Raw genomic sequence first — 23,262 nt, 5'->3', positions numbered from 1 at the left:
CCTGCGTCCCCTTTCGTGCTATTTGTGGGCCGTGAAGGCTTCCTGCTCCGTCAGCCGGCTGATCAACCCGTCGTAACGAGGCGGCATGAGTTCCATAACGGAGATGGCGGTGCTGGTCCGCTGGATCCCGTCGATCTCCAGGATCTGGTTGGTGATGCGGTAGAGGTCGGCGGTGCCGCGGGCCACCACCTTGGCCATGAGGTCCGCGTCACCGGTGGTTGCGTGCACCTCGATGACCTCCGGGATCGCGGCGAGCCCGCTTTCCACCGAGCCGAACCGCGTCTGGCTGATCTCCAGGGAGAGGAAGGCCATCAGCTCATAGCCGAGCGCGGCCGGGTCCAGCCTGCGGCTGAAGGAGCGGAGCGCGCCGCTGCGCTCCAGCCTCGCCAGCCGGGAGTGGACGGTGTTGCGGGCAACGCCGAGCGTCCGGGAGAGCGCCAGGGCGCTGGCTTCGGGGTCCTTGTCCAGGGCAAGGATGATCCTGCCGTCAAGCGAATCGAGGGTGCGGGAGGTGGAGATGGTCATATTTTCACCAGAGGTACTAGAAGTTGAGCAGAAGTCCCAAGCACGGAAGCCTACCTTGCATTGTGGTCCGGGTCACTTCCATGATCGGACCTCATGAGCCCTGAACAACTCCTGGCCCCATCGGCGCTGCCCACCCTGCGCGCCGCGGTCACCGGTCTGCCGGCATACGTCCCGGGCCGGCGCAGCCTCGGCGCGGACATCGCCGCCCTCGCCAGCAACGAAAGCCACTACGACCCCGTGCCCGCCGCCACCGCCGCGGTGGCCGAAGCGGCCGGCAAGATGAACCGCTACCCGGACATGGCCGCCGTCGAACTCCGCGAACGCATCGCCCGGCACTTGGGCGTCACCGCTGAGGAGGTGGCGATGGGGCCCGGCAGCGTGGGCGTCCTGCAGCAGATCATCACCGGGCTGTGCGACGCCGGGGATGAGGTGGTGTGCGCGTGGCGCTCCTTTGAGGCGTACCCCATCCTGGTGGAGCTGGCCGGCGCCCGGCCGGTCCGCGTCCCGCTGGACCACGCCGAGGGCCACGACCTGGATGCCATGGCCGCCGCCGTCACCGACCGCACCAGGGTGATCCTGCTCTGCACCCCCAACAACCCCACCGGCGTGCCCATCAGCCACCGCCGCCTCGAAGCCTTCCTGGAGTCCGTCCGCTCCGACATCCTGGTGGTGATCGACGAGGCCTACGTGGAGTACGCCGACGCCGGCAGCGGCCCTGACTCCCTGGCGCTCTACCGCCGGTACCCGAACGTCTGCATCCTGCGCACCTTCTCCAAGGCCTACGGGCTCGCCGGACTGCGCGTCGGGTACGCGATTACGACGGCGGCAATCGCCGAAGGTCTGCGGCGCACCGCCCTGCCGTTCGCCGTGAGCGCGCTGGCGCAGAAGGCGGCCGTCGCTTCGTTGGACGCGGGGGAGGAGATGGCAGCGCGGGTTTCCCTGGTGAAGCAGGAGCGCGCCCGAATGGCAGCGGAGCTGGAGGCCCAGGGCTGGAGGCTGCAGCCGAGCCAGGGCAACTTCCTGTGGATCCGCGCCGACGCCCCACTTTTGGCCTTGCTCGTGGATGCGTTCGATGCCGCCGGGATTCTGGTCCGGACGTACCAGGGCGATGGTGTACGGATCACCGTTGCCGACCCCGCCTCCAACAACCGCGTGCTCTGGATTCTCGAAGCCCACGCGCCGCTGGCCACTTCCTGATCCTTTTCTCCTTCCGTTCCACCGATCAAATAAGAGGAATTCCCATGGAACACCAGACAACGACGTCTGCCCGCGCCCTCGGCGCGGCCCTCAAACCCCGGCAGCTGACCATGATGGGCCTGGGCAGCGCCATCGGCGCCGGCCTGTTCATCGGCTCCGGCGCCGGCATCCAGGCCGCCGGCCCGGCGGTGCTGATCTCCTACCTCGTGGCGGGCACGCTAATCATCCTGGTGATGTGGGCGCTCGGCGAGATGGCCGCCGCCAACCCGGACAGCGGAGCGTTCTCTGTCTATACCGCCAAGGCGTACGGGCCGGTGGCCGGCGCCACGGTTGGCTGGCTGTGGTGGATCCAGCTGGTGGTGGTGATCGCGGCCGAGGCTTTAGGTGCGGCCGGCCTGCTGGCCACCATCTTCCCGGCCCTGCCGGTGTGGCTGATGGCCTTCGTGTTTATCGTGGTGCTCACCGCCGTGAACCTGACCAGCGTGAAGAACTTCGGCGAGTTCGAGTTCTGGTTCGCCCTGCTGAAGGTCGCGGCGATCGTCGGGTTCCTGCTGGTCGGCTTTGCGCTGCTCGTCGGCTGGCTGCCGGGCGTGCAGTCACCGGGCCTTGCCAACTTCATGGGGGAGGGCTTCGCGGTCAACGGCTTCAGCGGAATTGCGACGGCGCTGTTCGTGGTGGCATTCGCGTTCGGCGGCACCGAGATTGTCTCCGTGGCGGCAGCTGAGACGGCGGAGCCGGCCCGCAGCGTGAAGAAGGCAGTCCGGACCGTGCTGTGGCGCATCCTGGTGTTCTACATCGGTGCCATTTTCGTGATCGCTGCTGTGGTGCCCGTGGGTTCAGCGGGACTCAAGAGCCCGTTCGCCGCGGTGCTGGACGCCGCCGGCATGCCGGGCGCTGCCACCGCCATCACCCTAGTTGCGGTCGCGGCACTGCTGTCCGCACTCAACGCCAACCTCTATGGCGCTTCGCGGATGGCGTTCTCCCTGGCCGAGCGCGGTGAGGCGCCGCGCTGGCTCGCTTCCGTCTCCAGGGCACGGGTGCCGGTGGTTGCCGTCCTGGCCAGCGTGGCCTTCGGTGTTGTCACGGTGGTACTGGAGCTGGCCTTCCCGGAGATGGTCCTAGGCGTCCTGCTCAACATCGTGGGATCCACCTGCCTGCTGGTATGGACGTCCGCGCTCCTGGCCCAGCTCGCGCTGCGCCTCCGCGCGGACCGTGAGGGAACGGAGCTTCCCCTGCGCATGCCTGGGTTCCCGTGGCTAACTGTTGTTGGGCTGGTCATCCTCGCAGCAATCTTCACGGTTGGTTTCATCGGCGAAGATTCCCGTCCTCAACTCCTGAGTACCTTCGCGCTTGTGGCGCTTCTTGCGGTGGCTAACTGGCTGAACCACCGCACCGGGAAGGCTACGGGTCGCATTGAAGCTTCGAACGATGACAAGCACCCAGTGCTCGTCGACTAAATCAGGCGGCTTTGACCGCTTCTCGGCTTATTTCATGGAGGGCCGCCTGGCTTTGGCCAGGCGGCCCTCCATTATTGGAGCGTGTAGTCCCGAGACCGGTAACGCTGGTCGGTTTTCATCCTGACAGCGGAGCCATACCCAGGAAGCCGCCATCATCTGTTCGTAGTTTGGTCCTCCAAACGAAGCGCGAGCTTTATGTTTACCCAGCCATAAACTTCCCTTATCAATGGTTGTGCCCGGACGGAAGTACCAGTGTTGCAACGACAACACTGATTGCCGCCGAGTATGTATCGTCGGTTAGTGTGCTTGATTCTTAAAGCGTGATGAAAAGAACGACCGTCTCGATCCGAGGCGTCGGAATACCTTCTTTGGATAGCTGTAAGCAGGGTCCCATCCAAGATCCATCAACGATTCCCGAAGAACTGACCCGACTTCGGATTCCTCCTGACGGTTACTGTCAGCAACTTGAAGCAACTGCGATCTCAAGCTAGTTTCCTCAGCGCCTAAACCCTTTGTGTAAAGAGGAGCTAACAAGTAGGAGTGGTTGTCTGAGGAAAAGGCTGCAAGCGCATCAAGAAAAATCTCTAGTTTGCGCCCTGCTGCTAGCAATGCTTCGGGTTCATGTAACGGGTTACCTCCAGCATTCGACTCTGCGTCACTAGCAGAAGCGAATTCAAGTTGGCCACGCCAGAGGTGTTGTTTTGGGTCCTGTTGCCGGAGGGTGAGGACGGTTCCGAAGGGCCGGGATTTATCTAAGCGTTGCTGAGGAAGGGCGCGGCGCACATCATGAACAATCTCGTGAAAATGGTCGTCTTCAAGTCCAAATCCAACAAACAACATGTGGTGCGTCACGAGGTGTGCCTTCACTAGGGCAGAAAGCGCTTGGCGATTGGCGGTGTGATCGAGATAGTCGCCGCGTGTGAGAACTATAGTTTCCGGCTTCGTAACTGTACCGTGAAGCTTCAGAAGCCAGCGATCGCCTGCCGTGGGATGATCATCGGGGATTACGGTGCGAGGCTGTTTAGCGTCTAAGCAAGCTGTTTCGAAGAGTGTGTCGTAGTTGAGTGTAATTGTGCCTGCAGCGGGTAAGGTAGCGAGCAATGCGGGTGCTAGCCCATACCGAAGCATTGTTACTTCTTGACAGATGGTTTCCCTGAATTCACCTGGCTGTTTTTGTTTCTCGAAGAGTTGCTCCAGGAGTCCTGCCTGGTCCAACACCGGTAATGCAGCGAAAACGCCTGGACCAATTGATTCTAGGCTCACATGATCTGAGAGTTTACCGATCAGTTTCTTCCAGTCGGGGGCACCTGCACTTACGCTTACACCTGCGCCTAGGAATGGCACTAGCGTGCCTTTCCTAGCTTTTGCGGCTAAGGATTCGGCCAACTCTAGTTGATCGGAACTCAAGGATGACCAATAAATGTCCTTCTTTTCGCGTCGAAGTTTTTGCGCCAGCGCAAAGGCGGCTTTGTCTCGTAATACAATCGCTACGTCAACCTCGTACGCCAAACTTGCTGATACCGCCGCTTGTAGCAATTGCGTCAGCATCTCCCCGAGGTTTCTACCGGCTCCTCCTCCTGCTGTCCCGAAGAAAGGAATGGCAAGAAGAGGTAGTGCTCTATAGGACGGGCGCGAAGGGATGGCTTCAACCGCTGCCTGCGCGAAGGCATGAATTCGCTTCTGAAGTTCTCCTGAGGGCCAGAGGTTGCTCACTGTGACAGAGGTCAGGATAGGAAGCGCTGAGTCCTGCAGCCAACCGTCAACCGCTTGGGCGAGCTTGGATCCGGACCGAAACTCCGGTCCTGCTGAACTATGTGCAAGGCGCTCCAGGTCTGGGTTTCCGTCCTTCCAGTAATCGCTGATCTTGACTTCCACGCCTGTCGGTAGAAGCCAGGCGTCACAGTTCAGATGGAGGATATCTGCCATAGCAATAAAAACGTGAGGCCGCAGAGGAGTAGACGGACTACGATTCGATTCAACATTCACATCGGCGACTTTACAGTTACTCTGCGCTGTTTCCGGCTGACGTTTACGCCGTGTTCGATACCGCAAACGGCAGCAGCTCGGATCTGTATCAGACACACTAATGGATTAGCTAGCACGAAACGTCCGGCTCAGTTCCGTCGCAGCCACTCCTGCTCTTGCCTAAGTACGCGCTCACCTTGACAGTCATTGCAGGCGGTGCCTCTCAGAAGCAACGGACAATTGGTGCTCTAGTTGCAGCCCCGCCTCCAAGGCATGGACAGTGGCTGCAGGCCCCAACTACGCATCCGAAGATGCCACGCTGTATCTGGCTATCCGCGCCGCACCCGCGTAATCGCTGTTTCGCTCCGCCAGCGTGCTCGCAGCCATTGAAGGAGGCAGTAGTTCCGCGAACTTCAGTGTTCTGAGCGCACGCTCATCAACCTGCGGCAGGAGCCTTTGCGGCTCGTCTTGAAGCACACCCCGGATCTCGCGCTTGGCCTTGGCCAGAGCAGGAGCGGTTGTGTCGCCACGCAGCCCAATTTGCCAGTTATTGAAGGCCCTCGACTCATCCAACAACTCGGGCGCCACCTCCAGGAGGCCAGCGACCAAGACGGCGTTGGCCCGCGCTCCGGCCCATGTCCACCAGCGAAGCCTCCCATTCGGCTCGCCACGTATGACAGTCGAATCACCGGAAACTCGGCCTGCATATTCTTCCCGCAGTTCGCCCAATTTGGTCACAGCTCTTTTGGATAGCAGCACGCCGGCCGGAGTGGCTCCGAGCAGCACCCGCCGAGTTGCATCGCTCAGGGCATAGGACTCCGGCTGCGGCATGCTTGACCATTTGGAGTCCCCAGCGTTTGCAGATGGTTCAACGTAGGCTCGGTGGCGCTTCCAATCGACGTAGTTCACCTGCCACGCCCTGCCTCCGAGGGTAAGGAGCCGCGGACCGTCAACTTTGCGCTGTAGCACCATAGGGTCGACAGAGCCGATTTCCTCGCGGCTGTGCAGAATTACGACCTGCGGTTCCGCTGTGAACACCGCCATCAGGTCCCGGTAGTGCACGCCGCCGTACTTTCGCTCAGCTTCGGGGCCCATGAACAGCATCCCTTGGTCCGAATCCAGGTGCCCCGTTTCCACCAGCCACGCAGCGATGTCCTGCCACTCAGCAGGCGAAGCGAGCTCAAGCCCGGAGAACCACTCGTGCCATGTGTTGGCCCCGATTCGCCGTTCCTGCAGAGCTAGCCCCAAGAGTTGCTGTGCTGCCAATTGCAGAGGCGACGGCGGGGGAGTGACCGGCTCAACATAGCCCTCCGACCACAGCAGCAACAGGCCGCAGGCGCCGAGAAATTGTGCGTCGTCCGTGGACAGGAAAAGCATGTTCCGCTCGGTTCCTGGTCTGCGGCCGGTCCGGCCGAGCCGCTGCAATACCGAGGCGACGGTGCGCGGTGCACCGATCTGGACCACCCTATCGAGGTCGCCGACGTCGATGCCGAGTTCGAGGGTCGAGGTGGACACAATGACGCAGTTCCGAGCTTGGGAGAATGCGGTTTCGGCCTGCCTCCGGGCATCGACGGACAAGGACGAATGCGAAACGAATGTCTCCACCTCAAGATCCCGCAGCCCCAGCGACACCTTTTCCACCGTTCGTCGCGAATCGGCGAAGACGAGCCGTTTCTCGCCGCGATGCAGAGCCGCTATCACTTTGGCAGCGTTTAGATCGCTGCCTACGAAATCGAGCTGCATCTGCGGTGCGACCGCAAAGCCGCCGTCCGGGGCGATGACCGAGGCCGGTATCTCCGAGAGCCGATTGCTGCCTTGCAGCCAAGTCAAGAGCTCCGCGGCATTGCCTACCGTCGCGGACAGTCCAATCCGTTGCAGCGGATGGCCAGCCAGTTTGGAGATGCGTTCGACAACTCCCAGCAGGTGCCAGCCCCTATCATCTCCGGCAAAGGCATGGACTTCGTCGACGACGATGGCGCGCACATCCGCGAAGAGGGTCCGGGGATCCGCCAGCGTGGACACGAGCATTGATTCGAGTGATTCCGGGGTCGTCAGCAGGATGTCCGGTCGGTCAAAGACTTGGCGCTTGCGGGCGCCTGCAGCGGTGTCGCCGTGCCGGACGGCCGCAGTACGTCCGAGCCATCCGGCGTAGGAAGCGACCCGTGGTTCCAGGTTGTTCAGCAGCGCGCGCAGGGGACACACGTAGAGCACAGAGGTCCCTGTCCACGCCTCCTCGGCCATACGGGTCAGCAGAGGGAACAACGCTGCCTCGGTCTTACCGCCGGCTGTGGGAGCCAGGAGCAGGCAATCGTTGCCACCAAGTACGGGACCGATGGACTCTGACTGCAATGACCGCAGCCCACCCCAGCCCAGGGTGTTGGCGATGTGGTGCTGGACCACCGTGTGGAGCGCGTCGAACCCCGCAAGTTGGGTCATAGGTCGATTTCGACGTCGTCCGTGGTCGCCGCGTAGCTGCCGGCCATTCCGACGCTGCCGCCCACGGCGTTGCGTTCCTCCGGGCTTAGTTCCTCGCGGGCGAGGGTCAAAGCGTAGTGCTGGCGCGGTTCGAAGCCAGCGAACTGGTCAACACGGTCCAACACGTCGCCGATGAGTTTCTTTAAGAAGATTCTCGGCGCGATGCCGACCTTGCCGCCCAAACCGCCGGTCACGGCGTCTGCCAGATGCGAGATGTAGGGATCATCAACGAGCTGGCGGATACGGTCAGGAGCGTCGGCACCGAGAAGGTAAAGGTCCCGTACCTTGACACCCAACGCTTCAAGCGCGTCACGGTCAAAGCCAGCCAAACGGATCTGTACGGCGCGAGGGTTGTCGAAGCGCGAATCGGTGCCGAAATCCGTCGCCAGGCGCTGTGCAAGGGGCGCCAGGCGGGCCACTCCCGATGGGCCGGTGAAGAAAGCCGGTGTTCCAGTCAGAACCAGATACAGCCCTGGGAACCGACCGGAATCCACTTCGTCCATGAGCTGGCGCAGCGCGTTGAGGGCTTTGTCCCGCACATCCGACCGCATTCGTTGCAGGGTCTCAACCTCGTCCAAAACCACCAGCAGGCCGGGATGCCCGGCGTCGCGCAGGATCAACAGCAGACCCTGCAGGAATCCCAAGGCACCGAAGTGGTCAAGGTCGCCACGGATGCCAGCCCCGCGCTTGGCCGAAGCGCCCACATGGGGCTGGCCACCGAGCCATGCGGCAAGCCCGTCCGCAGCGGCAGCATCTCCAGCGGTTACGGTTGCCCGGTAACCGCGGAGTGCTTGGGCGAAGGCAGGTGTCTTCGCACTCACCTCGGCCAATCGCCGGTCCAGCAATCCATCCGCGGCGGCCGCTAACTCAGCCGCGGAAGCGGTAGCCAGAGAGGGGTCTGCGGCGATGGCATCGTCCTCAAGGGTGAACAGCCAAGCATCTAGGACGGAACGGAACGCACTGGGTGCTACCGAGGCTGTGCGGAGCGACTCGGTAATTCTCCGGTATACGGTTTCGAGTCTGTGCAGCGGGGTCTCGGTCTCGGAAATCTGCACCTCGGCGGCGGCGAAACCCATCCTGAGGGCTTTTTCCGCAAGATGGCGGGTGTAGAACGTCTTACCCGTGCCGTACTCACCACGGACAGCCTTGACCACGGCGCCACTAGCCGCGACCGTCTCGAGTTCCTCGTCGGCGGCGCGCTGGAAACGCTCCAGACCGACAGCCAGCAGGTCGAGTCCGTTGGAAGGAACCGTGCCGCGCCGCAGGGCGTCGATCACTTCGCGGCGCCTGCGCGGGGAGACGTCAGCCACGATCTGTCACCCCGAACTGTTCGCGGAGCAGCCGTGCGTCCAGGACCAGCATGGAACCGTCGACACGCAACACCCCGTAGCCTTCGACGTTGAGCAGCTTCTGCAGTTGGGCTATCGCGCCGTCCATGCGCGTGGGTGCGACTTGGAGGACGACGGCGGCAGCCTCCTTGGTCAGCCGGGTCCCCGGCCCGGCGGTCAGCGCGTCTAGCAGCGCGGAGACTTGTTTATCGAACACTGCGAGTCGGCCCGCGATCGCTTTCTGCGCCTTGTACATGCCTGAGGACACGACGGCGGCGCCCAACCGCGACGCGGGCAACGGGTCGGTGGAATCGAGGATGTCGAGCATCGATGGCGTGTTGTCCTTGGCGGTCTTCGTCAGCCCGGCACCCGGGATAGCTGGGCGCGCCGCGGCGCCGGCGGCCGTAACTGACCACCACAGCGGTTCCTGTGATGGCGCCAGCTTCCACCCGTCCGGGACGTTGTCGCCCGCAACGAGAACCACAATGGGAACTACTACCTCAGCGGGGGAAGCGCCTCCGTGGTATCCGGCCTTGACCGGTCCGTAGCGCAGAGTTTCATCGACAGCGAGCACTGCGCGGCCACCCTCGGCGAGAACTCGGCGTCCCTGGACAAGAACCTCATCTTCACCGATAGGGGTTTCCGGCAGCCGGGACCGTGCGCTGCTCGCTTCACCGAAGGCGCGCAGTTCCCCGCGCCGACGCTCCACGATGTGCCCGTGATCGGACGTCATGACCACGGTGCGTCCGGCGGCCATCGCGGCGGATAGCAACGGTCGCAGGTGCCGGACGGTGTCAGGCGTCCACGTGGTTCCGGCCGGGTCGCTCTTGTCCAGGGCGTCATCAATGGTGTTCAGAACGCAGGCCACGAGCGAGGTCCGTTGGTCGGCGATGGCAACAGAAATGTCGTCCTGCAGGGCCAATCCAGGACGCGATGAATCGAGGGGCGCCTTGTGGAAGAGCTGTGATTGGGCGATCCCGCCGGTCTTTGTCACTGCGGCGAAGCCGGACAATTCGCGGGACTGCCCTCCGGACGTCAACTCGCCGCTGAACAGGGAAGCTCGGCTGAGGTTCGTGAGCGTTGGTAGCACGGCCACGGCGGACCCACGGCGTTCCGATGCAGCCGGAATAACCTCGGCCCAGCCCTCGTTCCCGTGGAGCACGGTGGAGGAGAGTTCCGCGGCGCTGGCGGCGCTCATGCCGTCGAGAACCAGCAGGAGTGTGTTCTTTGCTCGGGCGAGTGGCAGAACCACTGAAGGCAGCAAGCGCTCGAGATGCCACACGGGGTCTCCTGCGCCGTCCAACTGGCCTGTCGCTCTGCCTTCGTCCGAAGAGGTTGACGTAGCCAGCAGCCGCGCGAATTCTCGGTCGTGGCCGTGGCGCCGCTTTTCAGTGAGTCGCAGGATGGTGGCTAGACCTTCGCCCAGGAGTTGGTCGCTGACGCCGGCAGCCACGTCGTTGTAGGCGGCGTCGACCCAAGCGTGGACGTGAGCATGCAGATGGACGGCACCGATGAAACCGCTGGGAAGAGTGTTTTTGCCGGTAAGCCAGCGGGCTAGTCTGACGGCAGCGTGGAATGGGGCCACGCGCGGATCCCGGGCGTTGCCTCGTACCGGATATGCCAGACGGTGGTCTTCGGCCGCTGCCCAGGCCTTTTCCACGGCGTCGATCCCGGACTCAGGGAACGAACGTAGCGTTTCCGCAAGCCGTTGTAACATCGCGGTGAGTCCGGCGGGGAGCAGCTGCGAATCTCGGACTAGGCTGGAAGCTTGGATCTTGATGAGTAATCTGTCGGATGCTTGCAGCGCCGCATGAGCCTCCTGCCAGCGGGCCGGATCCTCCAGTTGCGCTTCGACAACGTTGCGGGCTGCCTTACCGAGTGCCACCAGCATGGAAGGGGTGATTGGTTCCGCGGAGCCGGCCCACAGGTGTTCGAGACGTGCCAGCGCAAGCTCGCTGAGCTGCCGGTCCTGGGCGGTCCGCCCGACCGTCTCGGTCAGGATGTTCAAGGCGATACCGACCGGCACTGCTTCGGCCGCGCGGCCGGTGAGAAGAAACCTCAGGAGCGGCTTCCCGGCCTCGCCTGCGCGGTCCGTCAGCCATTGAAGAACGGCGTCAGTAAGTTCGTTGCCGCCAAATTCGCGCAGGTCTGCCATGCGGTTTGTGGCATCGGTCCGCATGGTCCAATCGAGGACGCTGAGGCCGTCTACCGGACCACGCTGCAGTGCCAGCTGCCGCTCCGCGACTGAAGCGAAGGCATGGTCGATGGTCAGGACTGCTCCGGGAGCTGTGGGCCATCCTTCGTCGGGGGTGATGCGCAATAGGCCTTGTGCCACTGGCAGCCGCTGTTTGAGAGTGGACAGCGGACGGTCGATCCGATCAGCACCGAAACGTTCCTTGAGTGCTTCCCACGAACCTGGTGTCTGGAGCCTCTGGTTCGCAAAGTGCCCGAGGATTCCGGCCCCCAGATCCTCTTCCGGCCGGTCTGTCAGGATCACGAGCCACTCATCACCGGCACGGTTGTGCAACGCGTCTAGGATGGCCAGCGACGAAACACACGGCAGTACGTGTACGCGCTCTCCGGAATCGGCGAAGCGTCGTTCAGCATTCGCGTCCGGGACTGCACGGAGGCCGATCACGCGCTGAGTGCTGTGCTTGCGGGCCGCGGAGATGAGGGAACGGACAACGGCGGTACTCACCGTGCTCTGAACGGCTGCCTGGCCGTTCACTCGACGATCCTCCACTGCACCTCGACACGGCGACCCGGGTTTTTCCGGATGAACTCCTGCAGTTCGGCTACCACGGTGTCTCCGCCACTAGCTGTGCGCCATTCCCCACCAGGAGTTGCTTGCTGTGCCGACGCGGCCGGGAGATCGACGTCGTCCGGCCACTCGGGTTTACCTTCAGTAGGTTCGGGTGTAACCACCGGTGGAACAGGTGGGGAGACAGGAACGGGAGGCATGACAGGCGGGGGCGACGCCGTGGCGAGCCAATCAAATATTCTGTCTTCGGCAGTCTGGAGCGCCTCCACGCACGTGTAGGCGTGCTCATGGCCCTTCAAAGCGGTTGTGAGATCATCGAGGATTTCTTGCGCGGCATCCGCGCGAATATCTTGCCCCTTGGCAGCTTCACGGACGGGAGCCAGCCGGTTCCACGCGAAGGTCGATAAGGCTGCGGCAACTTCCTTGGCGCGGGCCAGGGATGCTGCCGCTTCCTCTGGCGAAGCCGGGAGATCAAGGCCAGCCAGGGTCTGGATCAGCGTGACACCGTTCTGGTGCTGCAGCGCTCCCAGAGTAGTCGCAATCCCACGGGCAAGTTGAAGGCGTGGCCCGCCGTCGATCCCGAGCCTTGTTGCGGCGGACTCCAAGGCGTTGACCAGCACATCCGCGTCAGTAACAGTTCGGCGTGAAAGCGTTCGGGTCGCGTCGGCAAGGGTGACCACGGCGGCAGGGGTGCGGTACTTCGGGGCCTCGATACCCAAGACACGGCCCGCCGTGGCCCGGGCGGCTTCCCATTCCTTTTCAGTGGGCATCGGCTGCGGGCGCAGCTCCATGCTGGGCTGGAGCGAACCGGGCGGTGGGGTGGCGGGTAAGGCTCCGCCATGGTTGAACCAGGCACGCTGGCGCAACAAACCCCACGCAATGACGATCAGGTCCGAGACCTCGTTGCGCAGCCCATGTGCCGGTTCAACTCCGGCGATGATTTCGCGCAGCTTCGAAACGGTGACGGGGTCGTCATTGCCTATGCCGGCGCGGGAGAGTCCTCGCTCAATCGCGGCGCCCCACGGCCCGAAGCGGCCGTCACCGAAGAGGAAATGCGTTTCTCCTGCGAGCCCGACCTCTAAAGGGTTGGCGATCCGGCGGACTGTCCGGGCATCTCCCGGATAGGGGGCGCGGCCTTCAGGATCGGCAGCGGCGGCCTCAAGCGCGGCGGCAACTGCCTTTACGTCGGCTGCCCTGATCTCGGTGTCCTCCGGCTCGAAGCGCGGGTGCCCGGGATACGAGGATTCGAATGCTCGATTTACCAGCTGCCTGAATCCTGCCCCAAGAGTTGCCCCAACCGGCGGCTGGGGTACATATTCCGGATCGAGCGAATACAGGACTTCCACATGTGCGGGGTCCTCCAACAGGGTGCCGGGTGCGGGAGTCGCTGCGCCATACGCCTGCTGAATGACGCGCAACAATCCCTCACGCAAGGCCGCCTGCTGCGACTCGAGGATACCGCGTGCCTGGTTGCGGTCGACTTCGCTGAGGTGGTTGGCGTGGCTGTTCCACCGGTCCCCGGTACCTTCCAACAACCAGTCGAGAACCACGAGCCGACGCAAGTCGCGCATCGAATCTGACGAGAGGAAGCGGGGTAGCCAGACTACCGTTCGCGAGGTGAAATTGCGCGCGCGCAGGGTTTCGATGCGCTCGATGTCTTCGGTGGCAGTGTGCTGTTGTTCATCGAAAGGGTGGTCTATGACGAAGCGCCAGGCGCCGGCCCCTGCACGGAAATGCTCGTCTGTGAGCCAGCCGGCATCACGTACATTGCCGAAGACCAATTCCACCTCGCGTTTGGAGCCGCGCCACACCACTGGGTGCCGGTAGACGTTCCATGCATCGGGGTCGCCGATTTCCAGGCCGAGCCCTTCGGCCACCAGCTTGCGGATGAGCTCACGCTGGCGACCGGGGTTGTCCTCGCCTTTGGCTTTCTCCACGATTGACTCGTAGTCCACATTAGACAGTTGGACCCGGATGATGGGGTTCAGCGGTTCCGAGCCCACATGGATTTCGGGCACCTCACGGGACCAGTTCTTGACCTTGGCCAGCACAATGTTGGCCTCTCCGCCGGGCAGCGGGGAAGCGATGGATCCGTGGTTCAGCGAGGCGAGCCGGGCAGCCGTCAGGGCCTTCAGGGCGGGGACGTTGGGGGCGACGGCGGAGAGCAGCAGCGTTTTGGCGAGCCTGTCGTCCGCTCGGAACGCCGGGGTCAGCCGGAGGGGATCCTGCAGGTCCGTTGCAGCCAGGTGATGCGTGGAGAGTATCTTGGGCAGCAGCTTGTCCTGGTACAGCTGGGTCGCGGACCGGAAGAGTGCCGCGGCCTGCGCGTCAAGGGCAGCCCCGGCCTGGCCTTTGACGATGTAGTCGAAGCTGTCTCCGACCGGGATGACCTCTTCGATGCTCATGGTGTTCCGGCGGTCCACCAACATCTGTTGCATGACCTTCAGTGCGGTGCGGTCGCGCTGCATAACGCTGGCCAGCGATCGCAGGGTGGAGACTAACGCGGGGGCAAATGGGTAGGTGAGCCGGAAGGCTTTCTCATCCGAACCGCGGTGCTGGTCGTCTGCGTTGACTCCGTCGAGCAGTACGTCCCAGACCTTGGGGTTGCGGTCCAGCCGTGTGAAGGCGTCGTCTATGGACTCCTTTGCGGCATCGTCCTTCGGCTTAAGGAGGCGTTTGCTGGCGACGAACGGGAGGTTATCGTCCCCCAGGGGGATCGGTAGGAAACGCCCCTCTTGATGGCGGAACGCAGACTCGAGAGCCTCCTGCTGCGCACCGTTGGCGCCCGCATCAGCGAACCATTTGCGTAAGTCCATTTGGCGGGCCACGAAGGAGACCAGCGGCGCGTCCAGCGCCCCGTAAGATCCTTCCACGAGCTTTGTAAGCTTCTGGGACTCTCGGCGAAAGAATTCCGGTTCATGCATACCGAAGGCTAGCCACAGGACTAGCTCATCGAGGAACAGGACGACGGCGTCATACCCTAGCTTCTTGGCGTGGGCTGACATGATGGCGAGGCCGGAATCGAGGTCCACATATTCGCCGGATCGAACGACATCCTTGTAGTACGTCCCCATCAGAGCGCTGACCAGCGACAATCGTTCAGCACTCTGCGCCGGTGAGATGCGAGCAGCCTGGTAACGCTCGAGGTCCCAGCCGCTCGCGCCCAACAGGCCGGCAAACTCGTCGTCTGCCACCTCACCACCGAGACCTTGGAGGAACGCGGTGTCTCCGAATCGGCGGCGCAGATTATCGGCGCCCTCGAGGAGGGCGTCGGAGGCGAAAAGTGCTGGTAACGACGCGTTAGGGTGCGCAGCTTGGATATGGCGGACGTAGGCGTCGAAGATCACCTGTTCCATGGAATTGCCGTCCAAGAAATGAAAGGCAAGTGGCAGGATATTTCGGCCCGACAGAACGGCGTCATGCCTTGTCGTGGTTTCCTGCAGTTCCGCCACAGAACGCGCCATAGAATCATGACGCAACAGGGCGTGAAGGACGGCCATGAAGTGGGACTTACCGGAACCGAAGGATCCGGTAAGGAAGGCCCCGCGGTTGATGCCGGTGCTGACAGCATTGGAAACGAGCCCCAGAGCGGAATCGAAGGCGTCCACGAGGGATGGAGTGACCACGTAGTCGTCGAGGGCGTGCCGGGCGCCCTCGCCACTAACGGCGTCGGTTAGGCGGAGAACATAGTCCTCCACACCGGCGCGTTCGGGGAGGTCGAAGACATCGCGAAGCAGGATCGTCATGAGTTCTCCTTGAGAGCGCGGCGGCCGGGGATTGCCGTGCTGGGCCGCCATGCCTTCAGATCGGTGGTCGAGATACTTAGTTGGGTCATGCGTTCCTCCAGCTCGGCGGAACAGAACTCAGCCATGCTCATGCCAAAAGTCGGATCAAGATCCGCATGCCACTGTTTGATCCAGGGCAACAGCTCTGCCATGCCCGCGACCAGCGGGACCAGTTTTGCATCGTCCGCGCCCTCGGCAATCCGCTCATCCATGATGGTCGCGAGAACGAGGAACCGTTGCGCGTGGTCCCAACCGGCCCAACCGAGTAGCAATGATGGGTCCGTTGAACGACCGACGTCCGGATACAGAATGAACCTTTCCTTGGGCACATCCAGCTTTCCACGAGCCTGCCACCATGGATCTGTTTTGGCCCCGGCCGGCTTGCGGAAGTCCGCACTCGAGTAATTAGGCGGTACCGCGATCTTGCCCACATCTTGGCCGTGGTCTTGTAGGCGTTGAAGCTCCCACGTCTCCTCCCAGGCTTCGTGCTTCCTCAAGCCGGAATCTTGAAACCGTTGTGCGGCTAGGTAAGGGACTGCTTCATCGACAAACATCCTTGTCAGCGCCGATGAGACATCTACGTCAACGGTTCCGTCCCATAGAGCGAGGATACTGACCATCGTCGCGTCGCGGGATACTAAATCGGCGAGCTGCGAGACGCTTTGCGCCACGGGTCGATTTTGTGCATCAAACCAGAAGGAAGGGTCCTCCAGCTTATCCAGCAGCCGACTACGGAGCGCCGCTTTCATCAGACTTGCCCATGAATCGTTAGCCCAACGGCGCTTGTACTCAGGTTTTTCCAGCAGCCGAATGCTGGGGTTCGTCTTTATGGCGTCCAAACGGCGTTGTACTAGAAACCGGTAATCCTCGGGCCAGTCCGTTGGTATCTCGAGGGTGGGGTTGGACCCATGTCGGGAAAACCATGCGGAATCGGCGAGTCCATCGGCCATTTCGTTAGCTAATGCAATTTCAAACGTGCGCTGGCCCAGGTCAACTTCGGGTAGCGATTCCCCGCCATACGTGAGTTCCTCGTCCAGCAGCCCGTACAGTTGATATGTTTCCCAGTCCAATTCCTCTTGCGCAGCAATCATTTGGCGGCGGAGTGATTGGTACGATTCTGCTGCGATCGCTATGGATTGGTCGTTCAGATGGGACGATGCCACCCCGGCGGCAGGCATAGCCGCACTTGTTGCGCGGGTCAAATTGTCTAGCCGTCGTCCGCTCTGAACTGGAAGGGGAGCTGGCAAAGGGATGTCGGCGACGTTGCTCGAGTTGAAGTTGTATCGCTCCATCCACGCCTCGGACTGAATGCCTCTCCCTATTCCGGATCCACCTTTAGCGGCACACGCTTGACGAAGCCAGAAGCAGACTGTCGAGGAGTTGAGAACGCCAAGCAGGGCCAAGTATCTGTCCTCGGACGCTCCGTCTGGCAACTTGATGACGGGCGCAGACTGTTTGAAAACCTTACCCCCGCGATCAAGCACAAAGTGGTTGTGGGTGGCGACCTCTGCAAAGGCGATGGACAGGGGATTGCGGAATCGGTTGGGAAAGAACATTGAGTGGTCTAGCCAGCGCAGACCTCGCTCGGACTTAGTCTTCTGGAAATCGAGCTGCGTCTCCAGAACTCGTCGAACTCTCCAAAGATGACGCATTGTAGGTTTCGATGGGTCTTTGGGTTGTCCTAGTTCGTCGTAGGGGAAGATTGTTGAGTAGGCAGGATTCAACCTAAAATCGCGAATATCCTCGCCTAAAACTACGGGGATCGTGTCGTTGCCGAGGCGAAGAACTTGAGTGCTACTCGTCGGGACGAAGAAGGCCTCGTCTGTCCCGGTCTTCGTAGTACAGCCGATGTCGCTGACGAGAGAACCCAAGGTTTCGGTTGAAGCCTTCGATATGGAGGCGAGGACGCTTTGGGCGCCACCACCACTGAGGCTCCATGGATGCATGGCCAGTTGCTGGCGCTCCAGATCGATAACGGAGCACCATTCATCATCATGCCCTGGTTGGTCGATATGCTCCACTATCGAACGCCACACCATCCCGTTGGCGGGATCGGTAGGCTTGATAGGTTCCCCTCGGACGCCCATCACGGCACGTAGCGTTTGGCTTATGGGGCGCTGATGCTTGCCAACGATTATCACGGTGGGAGTCCCATGCCCTGGGATATAAGCCCCAGATGTATCGATGACCAGACGGAGGTCCTGACGAACGAGGAATTCCTCAATCAGTTTCGAGCCAAACTCCTTCTTCATGAACGAGTTCGCCGTTATTTGTCCAATCCAACCAGCATTTTGTCCTTGATCCATTCGTTTGGCTAGTGCAAAGAACCGCTCCATGAATGGCACGGTAAGTGTCAACTGACCTTTGATTGACTTGTATCGGGCGCGGTACTGCTTTCTCGGGGATGAGTCAGGTGCGGTGATGTATGGCGGGTTCCCGATCACCACATCATACTGACCTGGCGTTAGTAACTGATTCAGCTGCCTTAGGTCCTCCGTGACATAGCTGAAGCCGCTTACTGCGGTGTCTGCATCGACGACACCAAGGTCGAGTTCACGTTGAGCCCGCCCATAGAGCAGCGAATCGCCGACCGCCAGATGAAACGTGAAAGCTGGCGCTCGTTCGAGATCACGCTCTCCCGTGGCTTGAAGCGCAGCAAGCGTTAGTCGAAAGCGGGCGATGGCGACGGCGAAGGGGTTCAGATCAACTCCGTGGATAGCATCGAGCGCCTTCTGAACCCTTTCGCGTGCTTCTAGGTTCGGGGCTTTGGAACTCCACTCGTCGAGTAGCCGCTTGAAGCCACCCAACAAGAAGTGTCCGGAGCCGCAGGTCGGGTCGATGAGCTGGAACCCCTCCAATGGGCGCTCGGCCAACGCCGGGGTGAGTGTCTGGTCGAGGATGAATTCTTCGACAAACTCTGGGGTCTGGAGTAGGGCGAAGGTTTTCTTTGCGTACTCGGAGAGATCTTGGTAGAGGTCACCGAGGAACCGCGTGGAAAGGTCCTCATCCCGGAAGTCGTAGAGGGGAACGCCGGCTTCGTCTGTGGCTCGCCAGAAATCCAGGATCTCCTTAGCCATAGCGCCGGAGGGGGAAACTTGCCACAGTGCTGCGTGCCGGTCGACCAGGGGGACAGTGGATGGGAAGGACTGTAGGTAGTGGATGCCTTCCAGAAGCCATTCACGCCAGGTGCTTTCCGGGTGTGCACGGAAGTAGGCGTTTTCGGCGTCGAAGGCTTCCTGGCGGCGGGTGCCGGGGCCGGCGATCCAAACCTTGGAGAGCAACGCATTGTCCTCGCAGAAGCGCAGGAACACCGTGGTCAGGACCCAGCCGACGGCAGCCTGCGTGATGCGGTCGTCACGCCAACTGACCCATGCGGAGGAGGTGCGTTCGGCGCGAAGGGCGTCTGCGTGCTCGGACTGCCACTTGGCCTTGAGCTCTGGATCTTCTTCCAGCCGAGCGCGCAGGTCGTCTTCGACCCGGAGCACCAGCTTCTGCAGCTTGGGAGTGAGTTCCTTGCCAATGGTCATGCGGTGGCTCCTTCGACGGCTGCCGGGATGAGGTCTTTCTGGGCGTCAATCCAGGCGGTTTCGATACGAAGATACTGGTTGGGGGACGTCTGAACCGAGACGCCGTCGAGCAGCGGTCCTTGGTTCGCTCCGACCTGGGGCAGGATCACCCACACCGCCTGGCCGCGCGGGGTCGCCAGATCGCTCCAACGCCGGATGAGGTCGGCATGTCCATAGCGGACCAGGGGGGAAGCTTCGACGATGAGGACCGGCCGGGGTTCCTGTCCGGGAACGCCGGCAGTCGCCTGCGCGATGGCCGTCTCGACAACGGGGACGGCCAGCTTCACCGCTGCGGCCACACCGCGGGTAGCCCGGTCGTTCTCAGGCTGTGCGTCCGCGCGAACCAGCGCCTCCCAGGATGGGAAACCCTCCTGGAGGCTCAGGGACTTCAGCTCGTCCAGCAGCAGTGCAGTGACGTCGATCCGCTGTGCGTTGAATTCCGTTTCCAGCCGGGAGGCTAGCGCCTCGCAGCGGTCGGCGCGGGCGCCCAATGCCAGGAAGGAGCGCAGGGTGACGCTTTCGTTGAGCCTTTGCTCCGGTGTGGATGTGGCGGACACAAGGCCGCCGACATGAGTTCCAGTGCCTAAGCGCGAGGAACTGCTCTGAGTTGGTTCCACAATGGTGGGGGCACCGTAGGTCCCGGACCCGGGGTCGTGGACCAGGTCCAGGCCAGCCTCACGGAGCAGCTCGGCGAGACGTCCCGACGTTGGAAGACCCTGCACGGCCGGGAAGCGGACGCGCACGCGGTCCACGATTTCGCGCGGCGAGAGTCGCTGCGGCCCCGCCACTCCGCGCAGGGCAAGCCCTAGCGCCTCGACCTGGGACAGATCCCGGTCGTGCAGTTCGCCGGAACCGGACGCTGCGGCATGGCGGGACAGCCCGGCGGCCAAGCGGGCCAGTCGGACCCTGTCCCGCAGCAAAGGATCTTCGATGCCTGCAGCGTCGAGTATTGCTGACAGCCGTTGCTGGACGCGCTCGGCAGGAACAAGCGCGGGCTGCGCCGTCGACTCTGCAAGCAGCGCATCGCCTTCGCGGCCCAGTCGCTCTGCCACATCCAGCAAGGGTGCCTCGCTGGCGATCAGTAGCGCGCTGCCCTCCCGGCGACGCAGTTCAAGGGGTTCGTCGTTGACATCCGCGCGCTTGAGGGCCCGCTGACGGTCAATGACGATCCGCAGGAGACCTCGAGCGATGCGTTCGTTCTCGCCGGTGCGCTCGGACTCGATCGTGGTCTGGGCGAGCACTTCCGCGGCCAGTTCGTCGACCGTTGCCGTCCCGCCAAGGGCAGCAAGGCGTTGGTTCACCACGCTGGTCAGGTGACGCAGGTAGCCCAGCACGCGTGGATCTTCGGCCCACGAAGTCTGGAGTTTTCCGACGAGCTGGTTCGCGCCGGCCGCAGTGACAGGGTTGGGCAGGTTTGCACCCAGCTGTGCCTGGGTGGCAAATGCATCCACATCGCCGTATGTGCCAAGGATCAGGCCGGCGGCAGCTCGGGACTGCACCGCCTTCCGTGTTCCCGCAGCCTCGATGAGTTGTTCGGCAAGGGCCAGCACCGAGGGGAGCGGGGCGGTCCCCGGATTTCCCTGCTTCTTCTCGCCGAACTTTTCCCGCCACAGGCTAGCCCGCGCTGAAGCCTCCCGGCGGGTGGCGAGTGCAACGCCCCGAAGGGCGTTGAGCCGGATTGGGTCAACGGCTGTGAGTTCCCCAACGGTGGTGACTCCGAGCGGTTCCAGGGCGGAGAGGGCGCGCGCCGAAAGGCCGGACTGTTCCAGCGGGGTGGCCGGTGTGGCCAGAGCCGCGAGTTCATCCGAGTTCTCCGGGGCGGTGGTGGCATCCGTCGGGAACGCAGCCCGCCAGTTCTCCAGCATCTCAGTAGCGGTGTCATAGCGTCGCTTGGCGTCGCGGGCCAGTGCCGTGCGGAAGAAGGAGACGAGGCGTGGTGCAACGGCCCGGTCAAAGTCGTGGGCCTCGATCGTGGCTTCATCCGGTACGGACGCGGGGTTGGCAAGCGGGTCACCATAGAACGGCGTGTGACCTGTTGCCATTTCAAATAGAACGACGGCGGCAGCGTATCGTTCCGCCGCGGAATCGAACCGAGTCCGGACCCCACCCAGGAATGGATCAAGATAGGGAGGGGTTCCTGCAGCGACGTCCGACGCCGCAGCGCGGGAAAGAGAGAAGTCGAAGAGTACGAGGTGTTTGCCGCTGCGCTCTGTCCGAACGCCCAAGTTGCCTGGCTTGATGTCGCGGTGATCGACACCGTCCTTGTCCAGTTGAACAAGTGCCTCAAGGAGGTCCCGGCCGAGTCTTTCCAGCAGGTCCAGGGAGAGACGTTTACGCTCGCGCAGCAGCTCGCTGAGTGTTTGCTCGCCAGCGCTCTCCAGCAGCAAGGCTGAGCGGTCGCCGAGGGAGAGCGGCCCATCGACAATCTTGACCAAGCGCGGACCGGACAGCGCACGCAACACTGCGGCCTCTTCGTGGAGCCGTTGCGCCGCCTTCGCGTCCACCGCAACCTTCAACACGCGCTGCGCGCCGTCGTCGTCCGCGTCTTTAACCAGCAGCCCGACCGCAGTAGAGCCGCGCCCGAGCCGGCGAACGACAGTAAATCGTCCGTCAGCCAAAACCGTGCCCGGAGCAGCCTCGACGGCGTCGACATCCTCACTTGCTAAGGCGGAGGGCGAGGAGGAATCGAACAAGGCGTCCACGAACTTACCAACGCCGTCGAACCGCTCGCGGGGGGCGGGCCTGGTGGCACCCAGCACGGCTTCGCGGATGCTTGGCGAGATAGAGGGCAACTCGAGGGACAGGTCCAGGCCACGCTGGTTCCGGAGGCGCTCCGAAAGGACCAGCGACGAATCAGCGGGACGTTGCGACGCGAGGATGAAGTAAGCCAGGGCGCCAAGAGAAAAGACGTCCACCCGGATACGATCTGCTGATTCCGGTTGCCAGCGTCCCTCTGGGGCTTCAAAAGCTTCGGTCAGCCACGCGTCAGCCTGATTGGGGTCCGGCCTGCGATCCAGCAGTGAAGTGACGCCATCGGCGGCGTGGCCGGTGAGGACCTGGCCTGAAGCCAAGCCAGCGCTTTGCCAGTCGCCGATAAAGACCTTGGGCTGTCCGTGCACCGTCTTGACCCAGACGGCCTTGGGACTCAGGCCACGGTGGACCACCTGGTTGCGATGGGCGTAGTCGAGGGCTTCTGCCAGCTGACGGATGATGTACAGGCGCTGATCCAGGGGCAGCCCGTTAGGCTGCCCGGCGAGCCACAGATCCAGCCGCTGCATGCCATCGGAGTAGTCGTAGACCAATCCGACCCCGAGCTCAGAGTCGACCAGATCGCGGGGCCTCAAGAGACCGTCATGTGAAAGCCGGCTCATGAGCCGGAATTCGTGTTCGGCGATCTTGTAGTTGCGGCTGGCTACGGACTGCGATGTTCCCGGCGGCGTGACCTGGAAACGGATCCGCACCGTTTCCTGCTTTGAGACCTTGTGATAGCCACTCCAGTCCTGCCAGCCGGGGCCCTCGTCAAGGGCTCCGTCTGCAATGATCCACGACCCGGCCTCGCGTTCGCGGCGCTGGACCAGGCCGATGCGCGCCATGAGATCTACGAGGATCGCTTCCTGGTTCTGACCGATGGCTGCGTTGGCACGCGGTTCCTGGCCAATTAAGTCGCTGATACCCGGAAGATGGCTGATACCTTCGGCTTCGTCGAGTCCATAGAGACCGAGCGCCGAGGAAACGGGCAACTCGCTGATAAACCGTGGGTGGTGAAGGAATACGGCCTGATTGACGAAGGGTACGAGGCCGCGCACCTCGTCGAATCCAATGCCCTTTTCACGTGCCCAGTCAGCCAGCGCGTCTTTGAGCTTTGAGGCCAGGTACTGAGCCTTCCGTCGTGCCAAAAGCAGCGGTGACGGTTCCGCGCGTCTTCCGTCGCGGAGCCACTGGGTGTCATTGCCGGTCAGCCGGCCGGAGTAGTACTTGAGCTCCAAAAGGTGGAGAGCGCCACGGCCCAGCAACAGGGCGTCGACCTCGTGCCAACCGCCGCGGCTATCACGGAACTCGAAGTTACTCCACACCCGGTAGGGACTTTGAGCCGGAATCTTGCTCTTGAGGTAGGCGAGGCCCTCGACCTCATGCGGGAACTGCGAATCGCTTACTTCGATCCAGCGGTCTTGCGCCACACCTGTTCCCCCATGAAACTTGCTT

10 protein-coding genes are annotated in these 23,262 nt (G+C 62.5%); 2 read left to right on the top strand and 8 right to left on the bottom strand.

Translation table 11 applies throughout. The annotated features are described in order from the left end of the window. Nucleotides 1–18 precede the first annotated feature (18 nt). Nucleotides 19–525, bottom strand: a complete 507-nt coding sequence (locus tag UC32_RS05610; RefSeq protein WP_045730252.1) for an Lrp/AsnC family transcriptional regulator — start codon at nt 523–525, stop codon at nt 19–21. A gap of 93 nt (nt 526–618) precedes the next feature. Between UC32_RS05610 and hisC the strand changes: the two genes are divergently transcribed. Together hisC and UC32_RS05600 are read left to right on the top strand one after the other, a co-directional pair. Next, nucleotides 619–1,722 carry a histidinol-phosphate transaminase gene (gene hisC, locus UC32_RS05605; RefSeq protein WP_045730251.1) on the top strand — a complete coding sequence of 368 codons (1,104 nt, stop codon included), beginning with the start codon at nt 619–621 and terminating at the stop codon, nt 1,720–1,722. A 44-nt stretch (nt 1,723–1,766) separates the two neighbouring features. Beyond that, nucleotides 1,767–3,179, top strand: a complete 1,413-nt coding sequence (locus UC32_RS05600) for an amino acid permease (protein WP_045730250.1) — start codon at nt 1,767–1,769, stop codon at nt 3,177–3,179. A 297-nt stretch (nt 3,180–3,476) separates the two neighbouring features. On the opposite strand, the gene UC32_RS20260 is transcribed toward UC32_RS05600, so the two are convergent. The 7 genes from UC32_RS20260 to pglW form a co-directional block, all read right to left on the bottom strand. Further along, a complete protein-coding gene (locus UC32_RS20260) occupies nt 3,477–5,165 on the bottom strand; it encodes an SIR2 family protein (protein WP_152642566.1) in 1,689 nt (562 codons plus the stop codon). A gap of 276 nt (nt 5,166–5,441) precedes the next feature. Then, a complete protein-coding gene (locus UC32_RS05595) occupies nt 5,442–7,580 on the bottom strand; it encodes a DEAD/DEAH box helicase (RefSeq protein ID WP_045730249.1) in 2,139 nt (712 codons plus the stop codon). Further along, entirely contained in the window at nt 7,577–8,929 is a 1,353-nt protein-coding gene (gene brxD / locus UC32_RS05590) for a BREX system ATP-binding protein BrxD (RefSeq protein ID WP_200896323.1), read from the bottom strand. Before brxD ends, UC32_RS05595 begins: the two co-directional genes overlap by 4 nt. Beyond that, the gene (gene pglZ / locus UC32_RS05585) at nt 8,922–11,675 is read right to left on the bottom strand and encodes a BREX-2 system phosphatase PglZ (RefSeq protein WP_045730247.1); all 2,754 of its coding nucleotides are present in this window, start codon (nt 11,673–11,675) and stop codon (nt 8,922–8,924) included. Before pglZ ends, brxD begins: the two co-directional genes overlap by 8 nt. After that, complete coding sequence (locus tag UC32_RS05580) at nt 11,672–15,454, bottom strand: DUF6079 family protein (RefSeq protein WP_052690527.1); 3,783 nt, start codon at nt 15,452–15,454, stop codon at nt 11,672–11,674. The genes pglZ and UC32_RS05580 overlap by 4 nt, the downstream gene beginning before the upstream one ends. Continuing rightward, nucleotides 15,451–19,020, bottom strand: a complete 3,570-nt coding sequence (pglX, locus tag UC32_RS05575) for a BREX-2 system adenine-specific DNA-methyltransferase PglX (protein WP_045730246.1) — start codon at nt 19,018–19,020, stop codon at nt 15,451–15,453. Before pglX ends, UC32_RS05580 begins: the two co-directional genes overlap by 4 nt. After that, nucleotides 19,017–23,237, bottom strand: a complete 4,221-nt coding sequence (gene pglW / locus UC32_RS05570; protein ID WP_045730245.1) for a BREX system serine/threonine kinase PglW — start codon at nt 23,235–23,237, stop codon at nt 19,017–19,019. The genes pglX and pglW overlap by 4 nt, the downstream gene beginning before the upstream one ends. Nucleotides 23,238–23,262: the final 25 nt, after the last annotated feature.

The organism is Pseudarthrobacter chlorophenolicus (assembly GCF_000962805.1).
Lineage (GTDB): Bacteria > Actinomycetota > Actinomycetes > Actinomycetales > Micrococcaceae > Arthrobacter > Arthrobacter chlorophenolicus_A.
Note: the sequence above shows the minus strand (reverse complement) of the source record. Positions and strands in the feature narration are given on the sequence as shown.

Coding starts and splice junctions, on each gene's coding strand:
- UC32_RS05610 (WP_045730252.1), bottom strand. CDS start 525: ATGACCATCTCCACCTCCCGCACCCTCGATTCGCTTGACGGCAGGATC.
- hisC (WP_045730251.1), top strand. CDS start 619: ATGAGCCCTGAACAACTCCTGGCCCCATCGGCGCTGCCCACCCTGCGC.
- UC32_RS05600 (WP_045730250.1), top strand. CDS start 1,767: ATGGAACACCAGACAACGACGTCTGCCCGCGCCCTCGGCGCGGCCCTC.
- UC32_RS05595 (WP_045730249.1), bottom strand. CDS start 7,580: ATGACCCAACTTGCGGGGTTCGACGCGCTCCACACGGTGGTCCAGCAC.
- UC32_RS05580 (WP_052690527.1), bottom strand. CDS start 15,454: ATGACGATCCTGCTTCGCGATGTCTTCGACCTCCCCGAACGCGCCGGT.
- pglX (WP_045730246.1), bottom strand. CDS start 19,020: ATGACCATTGGCAAGGAACTCACTCCCAAGCTGCAGAAGCTGGTGCTC.